Genomic DNA, 14,735 nt, shown 5'->3' with positions numbered 1-14,735 from the left:
TACTTTGTCTGTCATGATCAGTTTTTCTGTTCTAAATATAATAAATAATTCAAATGAAAATGAAAAATCAGATATCATTTATTTTATCTGTTTTCCAATCTTATATTATTCAAGAAAAAAATTTTCAGACGGATAATCTTTTCTTTAAATAATCGGAAAAAGGCAATATCAACCAATAACTAATTAGAACAAAATATAATTCATGCCTATACTTATCATAAAAAACCATATTACCCAACTGAAATTCTGTACCTTTTGACATGAAAATTCCGGAATCCGATCAGCCAATTCTGATCAGATTCCGGAATTTTTATAGTTTAGATAGAAACCTGGATATAATAGTTGAGCTGTTATTTTTTCGGCAAGAAAACCTCAGCCAGCATACAGCGTGCGCTTCCGCCTCCGTTTACTTCAATCGTATTAAGATCAGAATAGATGATTTCACAGTATTTTTCAATGGCTGCCACCTGATCCCGGGATAAGGACCGGTAGGCGGTTTCACTCATGATCAGAAACTTCTCATCGTCTTTATTCTGAACCTGAAGCATATTTCCTGCAAAATGATGCATCTGCTCTTCTGAAATCTCAATAATCTCCTTTCCGGAATTTTTAATGGTCTCGATGACTTTGCTTCTCTCCAGTTCGTTATCAATGCAATCCAGGCAGATCACAACAAACCGATCCGCTACACACATCATGACATTGGTGTGGTAAATCGGCAGCCTTTCCTCTCCCACCGTCTGAAACGAATGGAATACCACCGGCGTGAAACCATATTTTTCACAGAATTCCCTGAAGAGGTTTTCATCCAGCCTTAAGGAAACCGAGCCGTAAGCAATTTTATTGTCGTGATCGAAAATCATGCTGCCGGTTCCTTCCAGATAATGTCCCTGAGTTTCCGGTAAAGACCAATCATCGATTTCAGCCACTTCATATCCCTGTTCTTTAATGCTTTCGATGATATCCTCCCTTCTTTCGACCCTTCTGTTGGAGGCAAACATCGGATAAAGCACGACTTTTCCGTCCCGGTGAAAGCTGACCCAGTTGTTCGGGAAAATGGAATCCGGCGTATGCGGGTCCAGCGTATCTTTGATGGTGATGACGTTGATGCCTTTGCTTCTCAGCTTTTCCACAAACATCTTAAATTCCGATAACGCCTTGAACTGAATATCGAAGCCTTTCTGCTCGGTCTGGAAATAATTATTTTTTGCGGTTTCTTCATTAAAGCCAAATGCGATCGGCTCGATCATGAGTACGGTATCTGTTGTCTGCATAGTTTGGGTAGAAGGGTTTTAGTGTTTTAGTGTTTTATTGTTTTAGTGCAAATTTATTTTTTATTATTTTGTAATTGAAATGCGCACCAATTCTTTGATTGGACCATCATATTGACCAGCATTCCGATTATTTGATTGTACTGCTTATTCAATATTCTAAATTGTTCTTCGTTAATATATTTACAGGCTAGCGCAAATTGAAGCCAAGTCTGGGTTTCTCTTGCTTCGCCTTCAGAATCTGTAAGCTTGGCGATAAAAGATCTTTCATATTTTCTTTTGCCCCAGGCCTCGCTAATATTGGCCGATACGGATCTGGAAGATCTTCTGAGCTGGTCTGTAAGAGAGTAGATTTCTTCTTTGGGAAAAGTTTTTGAAAGCTCGTAGATTTCCATTGCAGCGTCAAAAGAATGTTGATAGACTTTCAGATCCTGGTGAAATTTAATGGTTGACATCTTTTGTATTTTTAACTAAAATAGGAAAAAAATATCAAAAATATCCTCAACTACATTTTAACATAAAACCCCTCCAACATTAAAACACTCTCACACTCCCACTCTACTTCTCCATCACACTCAAACCTGATCACTCCCTCACCAGCGGCATCGTCGAGCACCTCAGCAATCCGCCCATCTTGGAAATTTCGCGGTAGGGGATTTCTTCAACGGTCATCCCCCATTCATTTCTTAGGTGGTTGTTCATCCGGGTAAAGGTTTTGTCTGAAACGATGACTTCCGGGGAGATGGAGAAAATATTCGGGTTCATTTCAAACATTTCTTCTGCCGTTACGTGGAAGCAGTTTTCTTCGCCGAAAATATCAACAATCAGGCGGTAGTCGCTTTCATCCACGAATCCTTCCTTGTAGATGATGCATTTGTCTGTCCCGACAGGATTAAACGTACAGTCCAGATGCAGGATACCTTCATACGGAATCCTGTCATTTTTTCTCAGCTCCAGGTCGATGATCCTTTTTTTAGGGAAATATTCTTTTAGGATTTCAATCGCATATTCGTTGGTCCGGGCCGTTTTATAATTCCGGTAGTCTTCGCTGAAACAGGTTCCGATAAACAGGAAATCGTCCCATACAATCACGTCACCTCCTTCGATATGAGCGGTTTCCGGAAGGTTGATGATCTTTCTCCAGGCTACTTTTTCAAAAACGGTCTTATACGCTTCCTGTTCGTCTGCCCGGTCTGCAATAACGTTGGAAATAATCATCTTATCATCGATCACAAAGGCTACATCCCTGGCAAAAACCTGGTTATAATCTTCGATAATATCAGGACGCAGAACCTCTACATCATATTTCTTCAAAACCGCTTCAAAGGCGTTCATCTCCCTGATGATTTCCGGTTCTTTCGGATAAAGGTTGTTCTCAATTGAATAGTACGATTTTGCATCATAGCTTTCCAGCAGCGCAGGAACCGGCCCCATTGAATTGGGCTGTCCTAATACCACTGATTTCAGCCTGCCGGTCTCGTTTTTTATATTTAGTTTCATAAAGATTTATGCAATGCTACAAATATAAGTAAAGGGCTGAATCTGGGAAACTTTCAGGCCTTTTTTAAAGAGTGACAGACAGATAATTCTAGCATTATACAACATGCCAGTTTTTTATTAATGCCTTGCCGACCATCGCTATATTTTATCTCTGGTTAAATTCCCTTTTGCAGATATTTTTTTAATTGATTTTTAACAATGATCATTTCAATTAAATTCACAATTTAGTGATATATTAATCATGTTAAATCACTCACCATCAATCATTAAAACCATTGAGTATGAAAACAAAGAATCCGGTGCTTAAAAATGCACAAAAACTCGGAAGAGATCAGTAAAAGACCATTATCGGCGGGGCCTCGGCAGTGAGACGCTGTTGTGAGTGGAATGAAGCAGGAGCCTGTACCTTATGGGCCTGCGACCGGTGCCAATGCCCTTAACCAATCCTCTAATACCTGCCATTTTCCGGCAGGTTATTTTTTGTTTTTTTTCCGGAAATACTGTTTTGAAAGAAGGATGACCGCAATACCGCTACAGATCAGCTGTGCAGGAACAAAGGTTCTCCGGAACAGCGTACTGAAAGCATTGGCCTCTTTATAGATCAACGGGACCCAACGCTCTTCCGTTTCGTAAAAGTACAGGTAATAAACGGTCGATGCCCTGAAAAGCAAGACTGCCAAAGTTGTAAGAAACCATGCGACCACCGACTGCCTGGTAGAAATGAGAATGATAAAAATGAATGCACAGATAAAGCAGATGATCATTTCCATCTGGTAAAAGAGCACATTCACCAGATCATAGGTCGGATGAAAATCTTTGGGCTTGGTATGAAGCATTTCAAGAAAGTCAAAGGTCTCGATCAGAAAAATGAGCCCGTAAATGATGTAAAGCGCAATAATAATACGTATTATATTTTTCGGTGGTGACCGCTGCAGATTTTCCATCCTTTAAATTAATAAAATTCTGCTATATAAAAAAATCCCGGAGCTGAGCTCCGGGATTTCCTATATGTTAAAATATCGATTATCTGTTTACCATATCGATGTAGTCTCTTTTCTGAGCGCCCTGGTATACCTGTCTAGGCCTTCCGATCGGGTCTCCTTTCATTCTCATTTCTTTCCACTGGGAGATCCATCCCGGAAGTCTTCCCAATGCAAACATGACGGTGAACATTTCCGTAGGAATTCCCAATGCTCTGTAGATGATTCCTGAATAGAAATCGACGTTCGGATACAGCTTTCTTTCTACGAAATACTCGTCTTCCAAAGCTACTTTTTCCAACTGCATGGCGATATCCAGGGCTTTATCCTGAATACCCAATGAGTTCAGGATGTCATCCGCTGCTTTCTTGATGATTTTTGCTCTCGGATCGAAGTTTTTGTATACTCTGTGTCCAAAGCCCATCAGACGGAAATTATCGTTTTTATCTTTCGCCTTGGCCACCCATTTGTTTACGTCTCCACCGTCTTTTTCAATCAGCTCAAGCATTTCGATTACGGCCTGGTTGGCTCCGCCGTGAAGTGGTCCCCAAAGAGCGGAAACCCCTGCTGAAACGGAAGCAAAAAGACCGGTATGGGCAGATCCTACCATTCTTACGGTAGAAGTAGAACAGTTCTGCTCATGATCGGCGTGAAGAATAAGTAATTTATCCAGAGCCTGAACCACTACAGGATCGATTTCGAAGTCCTGGTTCGGCATTCTGAACGTCATTTTGTAGAAGTTCTCTACATAATTCAGGCTGTTGTCGCCGTGGTTAAGCGGCAATCCCTGGGTTTTTCTGTAGGTCCATGCGCAAAGGTGAGAGAACTTGGCAATCATCAGTTCTGCGGCAAGATCCATTTCTTCTTTAGAGTTTACGTTAACCGCTTTAGGATTAAAAGCCGTTAAAGCAGAAGTCAAAGAAGACAAAACGCCCATAGGGTGAGCAGAACGAGGGAAAGCATCGATGATTTTTTTCATCTCCTCTGCTACGAAGTTATATTTTTTAATGTTTGATTCGAAAGAAGTATACTGATCCTGATTAGGTAGGTCACCGTTGAGTAAAAGGTACATTACTTCTGTGAAGTTGGATTTGTCTGCAATCTGCTCGATCGGATATCCTCTGTAGAATAATTCTCCTTTATCTCCGTCTAGGTAAGTGATGTCACTAAGTGTAGCCCCGGTATTTTTATACCCTAAATCAAGCGTGATTAGACCGGTCTGGTCTCTTAATTTTGAAATATCGATTCCTCTGTCTCCGATAGTACTATCCACGATTGGATATTCATACGAATTACCGTCGTAATTCAATATTACTTTGTTGTCTGACATTATTTATTTTTTTTCTAAATATACTATTTATTATAAAATACGGCAAACTAAAAATTTCGCTTGCCGTAATTTATAAATTCGATTGATTATCTTTTGATTTTAAAGGCATCCAGCCCAGGGAAAACAGCTGTTTCCCCAAGAGCTTCCTCGATCCTCAGCAACTGGTTGTATTTTGCCATACGGTCTGATCTTGAAGCAGATCCTGTCTTGATCTGTCCGCAGTTCATGGCTACTGCCAGATCAGCAATGGTAGAATCTTCCGTTTCACCGGACCGGTGGGACATAACTGAAGTGAATTTGTTGTGCTGAGCCATCTGTACGGCAGCCATGGTTTCAGATAGAGAACCGATCTGATTTACTTTAACCAGGATTGAGTTTGCAATTCCTTCATTTACTCCTCTTGCTAATCTTTCCACATTGGTTACGAATAAGTCGTCACCCACCAGCTGCACCCGGTCTCCGATTTTATCGGTAAGCATTTTCCAGCCTTCCCAGTCGTTTTCCTGCATTCCGTCTTCGATCGAGATAATCGGATATTTATTGGCCAGTTCAGCCAGGTAAGAAACCTGCTCACTGCTGGTAAACTGAGCCGCATCCGGCGTCTGGAATTTTCTGTAATCGTAAACGCCGTCTTTGTAGAATTCCGAAGCCGCACAGTCTAATGCAATCATCACATCATCACCAGGCTTATATCCTGCTTTTTCGATGGCCTGAAGCAAAGTGTCCAGTGCATCTTCCGTTCCTTTAAACGTCGGTGCAAAACCACCTTCGTCCCCTACTGCCGTAGAAAGGCCTCTTGAATGAAGAATCGCTTTCAGGTTGTGGAAAATTTCCGTTCCTTTTCTCAGCGCATGAGAGAAGGAATCCGCCTTTACCGGCATCACCATAAATTCCTGGAAGGCAATCGGTGCATCGGAGTGGGATCCCCCGTTGATGACGTTCATCATCGGAACGGGAAGGGTGTTGGCATTTACACCACCCACATATTTGTACAAAGGCATTTTAAGTTCAGCAGCGGCGGCTTTGGCGGCTGCCAGAGAAACCCCAAGGATGGCGTTGGCTCCAAGATTTCCTTTGTTATTCGATCCGTCAAGGTCGATCATGATCTGGTCGATCAGGTTCTGATCGAAAACCGGAAGGCCTACCAATTCAGGGGCAATTACTTCTCTTACATTTTCCACAGCTTTGGAAACGCCTTTCCCCATCCATTCCGAACCGCCGTCACGCAGTTCTACTGCTTCATGTTCCCCGGTAGATGCTCCGGAAGGTACTGCAGCACGGCCCATTGCCCCGCTTTCCGTGAATACATCTACTTCTACTGTAGGATTCCCTCTTGAATCCAAAATTTGTCTCGCTTCTATGTAAGAAATGTAACTCATTGTTCGTTTTTTTATAGTTCAGACAAATTTAATCAATTTTTAACGGCTGGGAACAAATGAGCGGGAATTTATACGTTTATTCAGAGTTAAATTTTAGTTAATTTAATGTTTGTGTGAATTCTTGATTTTAAAACAAAAAAACCTTCTTTAAAATTTTCATCAAAAAAGGTTTTCAACTTACAGTCTTAGTTGCCTATTCGTTTTGCACTCCTTTAAAATTGAAACTGATGTTTAGAAAGCCGAAAAATTTTCCGTTGTTTACATCATATTTTAAAATTAAAGGCACCCACAGATTCTTTAAAACCCTTAACCTTACATCTGCATTCGCTAAAAACTGATTGTTTTTTTCATCTTCCATTAATCCGGAAAAGATTCTTTTAAACTCGAAATTAGGTTTTAATTCTAAAAAAGATATTTCATTCTTTGACATTACTGAAATGTTTAAACCTAATTGAGAAGAAAATTCTTTCCTTTTATATGCAACCGTTGCAATACTGTCGAATACTTTATAGCTATTTCTAAAATCCATTTCCATTTTTATGTTATTGGTTTTTATTCCCTGTAAATAAATAGCATGTATTTTATAATTGTCCAGAATTTTAGATTGATCATTCAGAGAATTATTTACACCAATAAAAAAATAAGGTTTTCTTTCTATTTCTTCTATATCGGCTTTATTTTGCTTTAGAAAATTTTCTGCATAATTTTCGTATTTCTTTGATAAAAATCTTCTGAAATCTTCCGGGAATTCTGAGAGCGGAATTATTTTAATTTTATTTTCATTAAGCTTATGATTATCTTCAATTTCTCTAATAATACTCATTTTCTCCTCAGTCAAATTTTCGCCTTCCGTTTTTTCAATGTAATACATGTAGGCTTCTTTTGCATCTGTAAGATCTTGTCTATAATTATCAAAAATAATAGCTGATTTCTTATTAACCAAAACGTTCATACTTCTGTCTCTTCCGTCAAATGACCATCCAAAACCATATGTAAAAACATTAATTTTATTATTCTCTTTTAAAGACAAACCTGCTTCAATCTGAAAGTTTCTTGAAAATTTTTCTTTTTCATAATTATAATCAATCCAAAGATCTTTATCAGCCTGAGCCTTTAGATTAAATAATGTTGTTTTCAATTCAAATTTCTGGTTCTTTTCGCCTAAGTTTTTTAATGCCAACTGAAAATAATTTGCAATTACATCTTGCCAGTTCGCAGATTTCTTATCAGTAATTTCGTCAGAAATTATTCTTTTTGCTTCGTTCTTTACAGATTCATCTGCCAAGTTTACTGTATCTTTTTCTTGACAGAAAGCATTATATGATATTATTAAGCAAAGAATTGTAATTATCTTTTTCATACCGTTTTAAAATAATAATCTCCACTAATTTCGTACGTCGTTTCTTCCAAAGGATTATTAGATGACATCTTATCAATAAGATCAATTTCTGTATCCTTGAATAAAAGCTTAATAGTTACTTTTCTGTCATTCGTCGCCGGCCCTGCTCCATAAACATAAAGCGAATATTTGCCATCTAACTCTGTGAAATCTTTTTCAAAACTTCCGGGGTACTTTTTTGCCTGAATTAATTGTCCTTTTTTATAAAGTCTGTAAGTGATTCCGTAGTCTGCTAATCCGCCTGATACTGTTACTTGTAATATTAAATCTGCCATGATTTTACGCTTTTAAATTGTACCTCAAAGTTCCCACAAAAACAAGCCCCTGTCAATTCCACAAACGGGTGATTTCCAATAAAAAAACAGCACCATAAAATGATACTGCTTATCGGTACTTAAACATTCAATCAGAGTTCTATCCTGAAAAACAGATGGGCTCCGTTTTCAGTAGTAATTTCACAATGCCCGTTCTGTTCATGCATCCGCCGTTTCATATTGCGCAGGCCGTTGCCTTCCGGCTTTTGGGAATCAATGCCAATTCCGTTATCCGAAATTTTCATCAGGAACTCCTTTTCATGCTGGATAAAAGAAAGGATTAGCCTGTCGGACCGGCTGTGCTTGTAGGCATTGTTAAGGGCTTCCTTAAGGCATAAAAACAGATTGCGCCGCTGTTCGGTGGTGATGGTTGTCTGAGCAATTACACTTTCGTTTTCGATGTGGAGAACAATGGTTGTTTTCTTAAGGAAATTCTGGGCATAGGATTGGGCGTAATCGATGAAGCTCCCGAGGGTATCATTCCCGGAATTCAGGCTCCAGAGCATTTCCCGCATGGAGAGGTTCATTTCTTCGGAGGTTTTCAGCAACTCATCGATGTCGCTTTTCAGATCTTCGTCTTCAGCCCGCTGCTTTAAGAATTCAGCCTGAAGTTTCAGGGCGGAGATGCCGGCTCCGAGATCATCATGCATATCATGGGAAATCCGCTCGCGTTCTTTTTCGATCAGCTTTTGTTTTTCCAGCTCTTTCTGGAGGAGCTGGTTTTGGTGCTCGGATTCTTTGAGTTGGTTTTCTTTGAGGTGGAGCAGTTGTCTTTTGTTGTACATAAAAACAATAAAAATGATGAAGATTACGAAAACCATCATGATTCCAATAGCTATTATGTAGGCCAGTTTTATATCATCTTCAATGTAATTCATTTGACTTTTCATATTTTAAAAGGGAAATATAGAACATCGCATACATTATGATATTAATAATATTTTGGCCATCTCTTAAAAAATTAAGAAATGAGGTATCTTCTTTTGCAAAGTAAAACATAGGAGTTACTCTAAAAAGAAAGAAGCAGCTCCACATTAGTAAAGCGGTAGAAATCCAAAATGTAGGGTCATCTGTAATTTTAGATTTATCAAAAATGGAAATCTTTTGATAAAACCAAAGCAACGAATGTATTATATAAAACGACAATAATATAATTCCTATATTTTTATCGAAGTCCAAGCTAAAAAATGCTGTAAAAAACAAGATATAAATTATTGAAATAAATGTGATTAGCAATGATAGCTTTTTGAAAGTTTTTTTAAATTTTTTAAAAAAGTAAAAAGAAAAAAAGATAATGGAAAATACATCATAAAAATGGTATAGTATTCCATTTTTAATATCTGGATTGATAATATATAATACAAATGAAAATACATCTGTAAATAAAGATACAGTAAGATATGCCAATAAATAATTTTGAGCAGATAGATTCAACTTTCTGCTCAAAGTATAGGATTTTACCGTTACTACTAACAAAACTATTTTATATAGTATTCCGATAATCATCTTATGGCCTCAAATCACCCATATCAAAAAAGCCTTCTTTCCCAATAATGTCATCCGGCATATATTTACCTATAATAGTAAGTCTCTTTTCATGCTGTAAATAAGCAGCTTTATATGCAAGAGCATCAAAATTATAGTATGGATTTAGTTTAAAATACTGTAAAATTATATTATATTCTATTACTTCACCCATAACAAATTGTACGTCTTTATAAAGTCTGTTATCTATGTTTCTTTCGATAGTAATATTATTGATATCTGCCCATGGATAATAAATATATTCTGTTGGATTTGTATGATTACTATAAGAAGCCATGCTATTGTAAAGACTGCTTGAACGAAGTTTTGTAATGAAATTTTGTAAATCATTATCATCAATGACATCACGATCAATTTCAAATTTGTGGTTCAAATTAAAAATAACATAATGAACATTTGATGGTTGATCATTATTATCGATTGGTGTAACAAAAAAATATAAAAAATCATCGGCTTCTGTAGAGACATTTATATCACCAGTATAACGAATATATTCTAAAGTATTGATTAAAACAAAGTCAATTTTTATTCCTTTTCCTCTTCCATTATATTCATTATACAAGACTCTGAAAGTGTCAATATCAACATTATAGCTTTCTAAATGAGGCTTATTACCTACAAAAGATTTAAAAAAACCTCTCATTGCTTGGTACATAAACATAACACCAATATCATGATCTACATGTGCTTCAACCAATATATTACCTTCTTTGTCCTTATTCCTTTCGACTAAATTTTCAAGTTTATTTCCATTACCTTTGAATCCATACTGAGGTTCCTTAACGTCTGATAATTCCATAATTTCTTAGTTTTTAAAATGGTTAAATTTATTAATAGCCTCCACTTTATTATTGACGTGGAGTTTGCGGTAAATGTTGCCGACGTGTTTTTTGACGGTATCAATGCTGATGAATTTCCTGTCGGCGATTTCTTTGTACAATAATCCTTGAGAGAGTAGCTCCAGGACTTCCTTTTCCCGGTCCGTAAGTTCATTGAAACCCCGGATTTCAGGAAGTTTACGTTCAAAATAGCTGAGGACTTTCCTGGCGATGGAGAAACTCATCGGGGCACCGCCGTTGCATACATCGCGGATGGAAGCAAGAATCTTGTCCATGTTTTCCCCTTTTACGAGATAGCCCATGGCACCGGCTTTCAGAGAATTGAAAATTTTATCGTCATCTTCAAAACTGGTACACATGATAAATTGGGTGGACTGCATCTGCCATTTCAGTTTTTCAATGATTTCAATGCCCAGCATATCCTGAAGTTGAATATCCATCATCACCACATCCGGTGAAAGATCAGAGAGTTGTTGCAAAGCCTCACGTCCGTCGAAAAACTGGGCAACCACTTTCATGTCATCCTGGTAATCGATCACTTTCATCAGGGCGTTGTTATAGTTTTTTTCGTCTTCGACGATGGCTATTCTGATTTTCATCCTGGCAGGGTTTAGGGAATATTCGGTCCGGAGTTCCGGCTTTTAAATGAAGGGCTTCATCCAGATCAGAAAAAGCCCTTTAAACATTATTTTGAAGGACATAATCCGTCTCCGAGATTAATGACCATTCCAATCACCATCTTCAGACCGGGATTTTTAATGATATTCTTCAAGAGTTCGAGACCGGTCCTTGCAGCCGGCCAGGCAGCACAGAAATTTACGCTTTCAGCGCTTTTTTCCAATGATACGTTTTTGATGTCTGATTCTGTTAACATAGTAATAAGGTTTTTGAATACGCCTACTCTGTACAGTTTTCGGCTTCCCTGATTTATTACTGTAAATTTCAGAATCTTAACGGAGCGGGTCAATTACCCGTTTGTGTAGTTTTAGAGAGATTTGGTTCACTATGGTTGGTTTAGTTTTTGTTTTCATTAAATTTAGCAAAAATTATTTTACACTACAATACATTTAACAATCAGTACATTAAAAAAAATTAACATCATGAAAAAGATTATTCTGGCCGTGGTTCCGGCGATTTTTCTATCCCTGGTAAACTGTAAAAAAAGCGAAGGCGGCAATAAAGAGGTTATTGAATCGGAGAGTTCGGAAACTTCAGTGGAAAACAACAATGGCAAAATAGATTCGGTAAGCACTTCATCTTCCATTACTGAGGTCAACGGACAAAAAACTGAAAAAACGAGCAATATCTATAAGGCGACCGACGGTACTCTGGTCAAGGTAATTTTTGAAACTACGCCCAAAGAAAGCACCATGTCCATCAGAAACAACAATAAGACCTTTATTCTGAAAAAAACCGGAAGTACTGCCAACGAGACTATCTATACGAAAGAAGATATGACCGCCAAAGTAACACAGGACAGCATTCATCTGATGCAGGGAAATAACATTATCGAATTGAAAAAGACGAAAATCTAAGGCATAAAAAAACCGTTCAGAATTCTGAACGGTTTTTTTTATATCTGATGAATATTATTCTTCAGTTTTTTCCTCTGTAGAATCAGCAGCTTCAGCCGTTGGCTCAGCAGCTTTTTCTTCTACTACAGGAGCATCAGCTACGACAGCTTCTTTCTTAGCTGTTGCAGATCTTCTGCTTCTTCTTGTCGTCTTTTTCTCTTCCGCGTTCGGATTGTAAAGCTCGTTGAAGTCTACAAGTTCGATAAGAGCAGTATCGGCAGCATCACCTGGTCTGAATCCTGTTTTGATGATTCTTGTATAACCACCGTTTCTCTCAGCGATTTTAGGAGCAACTGTTCTGAACAATTCAGCAACCGCTTCTTTATTCTGAAGATATGAAAAAACAATTCTTCTGTTGTGTGTAGTATCTTCTTTTGCTTTTGTTAATAGAGGCTCAACGTATACTCTTAAAGCCTTGGCTTTAGCTACAGTAGTGTTGATTCTTTTATGCTCAATTAGAGAACAAGCCATATTAGAAAGTAATGCGCTTCTGTGCGAAGCCGTTCTTCCTAAGTGATTGAATTTTTTACCGTGTCTCATTATTAATTAATTATCAGCGTCTAATTTATATTTTGCAACGTCAAAACCGAAGTTAAGACCTTTTGAATGCACTAATTCTTCTAGTTCTGTCAAAGATTTTTTACCAAAATTTCTGAATTTCATCAAATCAGACTTACTGTAAGAAACCAATTCGCCAAGAGTTTCCACTTCAGCCGCTTTCAGACAGTTCAGGGCTCTTACGGAAAGATCCATGTCTGCTAATTTAGACTTCAGGAGTTGTCTTGTGTGAAGAGTCTCTTCATCATATTGGATCGATGCTTTTACGGCTTCCGTTTCAAGGGTGATTCTCTCGTCGGAGAACAGCATGAAGTGATAAATCAATATCTTGGAGGCTTCCGTTAAAGCGTTCTGAGGACTGATAGATCCGTCAGTCTCGATATCTAATATAAGTTTTTCGTAGTCTGTTTTTTGCTCTACACGATAATTTTCAATGCTATACTGTACTTTCTTGATAGGCGTGAAAATAGAGTCGATGGCAATCGTACCTACCGGTGCATTGTTTGACTTATTTTGTTCAGAAGGTACATACCCTCTTCCTTTTTCTACATTGAAAGTAATTTCGAAAGTTACATCATTGTTTAGGTTACAAATCACTAAATCCGGGTTCAAGACCTCAAATCCATTGATCGATTTTCCTAAATCTCCGGCAGTAATAATCGTCTGACCCGATACTTTGGCAACAACCTGCTCATTCGTCTGGTTTTCTGCCGTTGCTTTTAATCTTACCTGCTTCAGGTTAAGAATAATTTCGGTAACATCTTCGATTACTCCCGGAATAGTTGAAAATTCGTGCTCTACACCTTCTATTTTGATAGATGAAATAGCGTATCCTTCCAGAGAAGAAAGCAACACTCTTCTCAAAGCATTACCGATTGTAAGCCCGAAACCTGGTTCTAGTGGTCTGAATTCAAACTGACCTCTAAAATCATCAGAGTTAAGTAAAATTACTTTATCGGGTTTTATGAATTGTAAAATTGCCATATTATTGGGTTGAGCAAAAATTTGATTAAAAAATTATTTAGAGTAAAGTTCGACGATAAGCTGTTCCTTGATGTCCTCCGGAATCTGGATTCTCTCAGGAGCAGAAATGAAGGTACCTTCTTTCTTCTCATCGTTGAATTGCAACCACTCATAATTTGCTTTGGAAGCCAATGCATTGGTAACCACTTCAAGAGATTTTGATTTCTCTCTTACTGCAATTACGTCACCTGCTTTTACCAAATATGAAGGAATGTTCAGAATTTCCCCGTTCACGGTGATGTGTCTGTGAGAAACCAATTGTCTAGCAGCAGATCTTGTTTTAGCAAAACCTAATCTGTATACTACATTATCCAATCTTGATTCGCAAAGCTGCAAAAGAACTTCACCGGTTACTCCCTTGCTTCTGTGTGCTTTTTCGAAAAGATTAGCAAACTGTCTTTCAAGGATACCGTATGTATATTTAGCTTTTTGTTTTTCAGCCAACTGAACTGCGTATTCAGATTTCTTAGCGCCTCTTCTTTTGTTAGGACCGTGTTGTCCTGGCGGTTGGTTTTTTCTTTTCTCGAAGTTCTTGTCATCTCCGTAGATTGCAGCACCAAACTTTCTAGCAATCTTAGTTTTAGGTCCAATATATCTTGCCATAATGGGTAAATTCTAAAAATTAAACTCTTCTTCTTTTTGGTGGTCTGCATCCGTTGTGTGGCATAGGCGTCACGTCAACGATTTCACTTACTTCGATTCCTGAATTGTGGATAGATCTGATGGCAGATTCTCTACCTGCACCAGGACCTTTTACGAACACCTTTACTCTTCTTAATCCCGCTTCGTGAGCTACAGCAGAGCAATTTTCAGCTGCCATCTGAGCAGCAAATGGAGTATTCTTTTTAGAACCTCTGAAACCCATTTTACCGGCAGAAGCCCAAGAGATAACCTCTCCGTTTTTATTTGTTAAAGAAATGATGATGTTATTGAAAGAAGCCTGAATATGCGCTTCACCAATAGCTTCAACTTTTACTTTTCTTTTTTTAACTACTTTAGTTTGTTTTGCCATAATTCCTAACG

The 14,735-nt window shown here is 38.0% G+C and carries 18 protein-coding genes; 1 reads left to right on the top strand and 17 read right to left on the bottom strand.

Annotated elements, in window-relative coordinates; genetic code table 11:
* Positions 1-350: 350 nt before the first annotated feature.
* The 13 genes from ctlX to CHA01nite_RS04045 form a co-directional block, all read right to left on the bottom strand.
* Positions 351-1,274 carry a citrulline utilization hydrolase CtlX gene (ctlX, locus tag CHA01nite_RS04105; RefSeq protein ID WP_146939942.1) on the bottom strand — a complete coding sequence of 308 codons (924 nt, stop codon included), beginning with the start codon at positions 1,272-1,274 and terminating at the stop codon, positions 351-353.
* 53 nt (positions 1,275-1,327) lie between these two features.
* Positions 1,328-1,726 (bottom strand): four helix bundle protein, encoded by a 399-nt coding sequence (locus CHA01nite_RS04100; RefSeq protein WP_146939941.1) that lies wholly within the window; start codon positions 1,724-1,726, stop codon positions 1,328-1,330.
* 130 nt (positions 1,727-1,856) lie between these two features.
* Positions 1,857-2,771, bottom strand: coding sequence for a dimethylarginine dimethylaminohydrolase family protein (locus CHA01nite_RS04095; RefSeq protein ID WP_146939940.1), 915 nt, complete (start codon positions 2,769-2,771; stop codon positions 1,857-1,859).
* Between the two features lie 473 nt (positions 2,772-3,244).
* Positions 3,245-3,715, bottom strand: coding sequence for a hypothetical protein (locus CHA01nite_RS04090; protein ID WP_146939939.1), 471 nt, complete (start codon positions 3,713-3,715; stop codon positions 3,245-3,247).
* Positions 3,716-3,794: 79 nt separating this feature from the next.
* Positions 3,795-5,081 carry a citrate synthase gene (locus CHA01nite_RS04085; RefSeq protein ID WP_146939938.1) on the bottom strand — a complete coding sequence of 429 codons (1,287 nt, stop codon included), beginning with the start codon at positions 5,079-5,081 and terminating at the stop codon, positions 3,795-3,797.
* 86 nt (positions 5,082-5,167) lie between these two features.
* Entirely contained in the window at positions 5,168-6,460 is a 1,293-nt protein-coding gene (gene eno / locus CHA01nite_RS04080) for a phosphopyruvate hydratase (RefSeq protein WP_146939937.1), read from the bottom strand.
* A gap of 193 nt (positions 6,461-6,653) precedes the next feature.
* The gene (locus CHA01nite_RS04075; protein ID WP_146939936.1) at positions 6,654-7,820 is read right to left on the bottom strand and encodes a hypothetical protein; all 1,167 of its coding nucleotides are present in this window, start codon (positions 7,818-7,820) and stop codon (positions 6,654-6,656) included.
* Entirely contained in the window at positions 7,817-8,134 is a 318-nt protein-coding gene (locus CHA01nite_RS04070) for a hypothetical protein (protein WP_146939935.1), read from the bottom strand. Before CHA01nite_RS04070 ends, CHA01nite_RS04075 begins: the two co-directional genes overlap by 4 nt.
* 131 nt (positions 8,135-8,265) lie before the next feature.
* Positions 8,266-9,063 (bottom strand): sensor histidine kinase, encoded by a 798-nt coding sequence (locus tag CHA01nite_RS04065; RefSeq protein WP_228458333.1) that lies wholly within the window; start codon positions 9,061-9,063, stop codon positions 8,266-8,268.
* Positions 9,038-9,619, bottom strand: coding sequence for a hypothetical protein (locus tag CHA01nite_RS04060; protein WP_146939933.1), 582 nt, complete (start codon positions 9,617-9,619; stop codon positions 9,038-9,040). Before CHA01nite_RS04060 ends, CHA01nite_RS04065 begins: the two co-directional genes overlap by 26 nt.
* A gap of 61 nt (positions 9,620-9,680) precedes the next feature.
* On the bottom strand, positions 9,681-10,517 hold the full coding sequence (locus tag CHA01nite_RS04055; RefSeq protein WP_146939932.1) for a hypothetical protein: 837 nt from the start codon (positions 10,515-10,517) through the stop codon (positions 9,681-9,683).
* A gap of 6 nt (positions 10,518-10,523) precedes the next feature.
* On the bottom strand, positions 10,524-11,156 hold the full coding sequence (locus tag CHA01nite_RS04050) for a response regulator transcription factor (RefSeq protein ID WP_146939931.1): 633 nt from the start codon (positions 11,154-11,156) through the stop codon (positions 10,524-10,526).
* Between the two features lie 86 nt (positions 11,157-11,242).
* Positions 11,243-11,431, bottom strand: coding sequence for a hypothetical protein (locus CHA01nite_RS04045; protein ID WP_146939930.1), 189 nt, complete (start codon positions 11,429-11,431; stop codon positions 11,243-11,245).
* A 226-nt stretch (positions 11,432-11,657) separates the two neighbouring features.
* On the opposite strand from CHA01nite_RS04045, the gene CHA01nite_RS04040 reads away from it, so the two are divergent.
* Positions 11,658-12,092, top strand: coding sequence for a hypothetical protein (locus tag CHA01nite_RS04040; RefSeq protein WP_146939929.1), 435 nt, complete (start codon positions 11,658-11,660; stop codon positions 12,090-12,092).
* A gap of 54 nt (positions 12,093-12,146) precedes the next feature.
* Here the strand turns inward: CHA01nite_RS04040 and rplQ are convergent, their stop codons facing one another.
* The 4 genes from rplQ to rpsK are packed head-to-tail and all read right to left on the bottom strand — an operon-like array spanning position 12,147 to position 14,724.
* Entirely contained in the window at positions 12,147-12,671 is a 525-nt protein-coding gene (gene rplQ / locus CHA01nite_RS04035; RefSeq protein ID WP_146939928.1) for a 50S ribosomal protein L17, read from the bottom strand.
* Between the two features lie 6 nt (positions 12,672-12,677).
* Positions 12,678-13,673 (bottom strand): DNA-directed RNA polymerase subunit alpha, encoded by a 996-nt coding sequence (locus CHA01nite_RS04030; protein ID WP_146939927.1) that lies wholly within the window; start codon positions 13,671-13,673, stop codon positions 12,678-12,680.
* Between the two features lie 33 nt (positions 13,674-13,706).
* Entirely contained in the window at positions 13,707-14,315 is a 609-nt protein-coding gene (gene rpsD, locus CHA01nite_RS04025) for a 30S ribosomal protein S4 (protein ID WP_146939926.1), read from the bottom strand.
* Between the two features lie 19 nt (positions 14,316-14,334).
* Positions 14,335-14,724, bottom strand: a complete 390-nt coding sequence (gene rpsK / locus CHA01nite_RS04020) for a 30S ribosomal protein S11 (RefSeq protein ID WP_034694697.1) — start codon at positions 14,722-14,724, stop codon at positions 14,335-14,337.
* Between the last annotated feature and the right edge of the window lie 11 nt (positions 14,725-14,735).

Source organism: Chryseobacterium hagamense, from assembly GCF_007991455.1.
In the GTDB taxonomy this organism is placed as follows: Bacteria; Bacteroidota; Bacteroidia; order Flavobacteriales; family Weeksellaceae; genus Chryseobacterium; species Chryseobacterium hagamense.
Note: the sequence above shows the minus strand (reverse complement) of the source record. Positions and strands in the feature narration are given on the sequence as shown.

Excerpts from the sequence above, each read along its gene's own strand:
- ctlX (WP_146939942.1), bottom strand. The coding sequence starts at position 1,274 with ATGCAGACAACAGATACCGTACTCATGATCGAGCCGATCGCATTTGGC.
- CHA01nite_RS04100 (WP_146939941.1), bottom strand. The coding sequence starts at position 1,726 with ATGTCAACCATTAAATTTCACCAGGATCTGAAAGTCTATCAACATTCT.
- CHA01nite_RS04095 (WP_146939940.1), bottom strand. The coding sequence starts at position 2,771 with ATGAAACTAAATATAAAAAACGAGACCGGCAGGCTGAAATCAGTGGTA.
- CHA01nite_RS04090 (WP_146939939.1), bottom strand. The coding sequence starts at position 3,715 with ATGGAAAATCTGCAGCGGTCACCACCGAAAAATATAATACGTATTATT.
- CHA01nite_RS04085 (WP_146939938.1), bottom strand. The coding sequence starts at position 5,081 with ATGTCAGACAACAAAGTAATATTGAATTACGACGGTAATTCGTATGAA.
- eno (WP_146939937.1), bottom strand. The coding sequence starts at position 6,460 with ATGAGTTACATTTCTTACATAGAAGCGAGACAAATTTTGGATTCAAGA.
- CHA01nite_RS04075 (WP_146939936.1), bottom strand. The coding sequence starts at position 7,820 with ATGAAAAAGATAATTACAATTCTTTGCTTAATAATATCATATAATGCT.
- CHA01nite_RS04070 (WP_146939935.1), bottom strand. The coding sequence starts at position 8,134 with ATGGCAGATTTAATATTACAAGTAACAGTATCAGGCGGATTAGCAGAC.
- CHA01nite_RS04065 (WP_228458333.1), bottom strand. The coding sequence starts at position 9,063 with ATGAAAAGTCAAATGAATTACATTGAAGATGATATAAAACTGGCCTAC.
- CHA01nite_RS04055 (WP_146939932.1), bottom strand. The coding sequence starts at position 10,517 with ATGGAATTATCAGACGTTAAGGAACCTCAGTATGGATTCAAAGGTAAT.
- CHA01nite_RS04050 (WP_146939931.1), bottom strand. The coding sequence starts at position 11,156 with ATGAAAATCAGAATAGCCATCGTCGAAGACGAAAAAAACTATAACAAC.
- CHA01nite_RS04045 (WP_146939930.1), bottom strand. The coding sequence starts at position 11,431 with ATGTTAACAGAATCAGACATCAAAAACGTATCATTGGAAAAAAGCGCT.
- CHA01nite_RS04040 (WP_146939929.1), top strand. The coding sequence starts at position 11,658 with ATGAAAAAGATTATTCTGGCCGTGGTTCCGGCGATTTTTCTATCCCTG.
- rplQ (WP_146939928.1), bottom strand. The coding sequence starts at position 12,671 with ATGAGACACGGTAAAAAATTCAATCACTTAGGAAGAACGGCTTCGCAC.
- CHA01nite_RS04030 (WP_146939927.1), bottom strand. The coding sequence starts at position 13,673 with ATGGCAATTTTACAATTCATAAAACCCGATAAAGTAATTTTACTTAAC.
- rpsD (WP_146939926.1), bottom strand. The coding sequence starts at position 14,315 with ATGGCAAGATATATTGGACCTAAAACTAAGATTGCTAGAAAGTTTGGT.
- rpsK (WP_034694697.1), bottom strand. The coding sequence starts at position 14,724 with ATGGCAAAACAAACTAAAGTAGTTAAAAAAAGAAAAGTAAAAGTTGAA.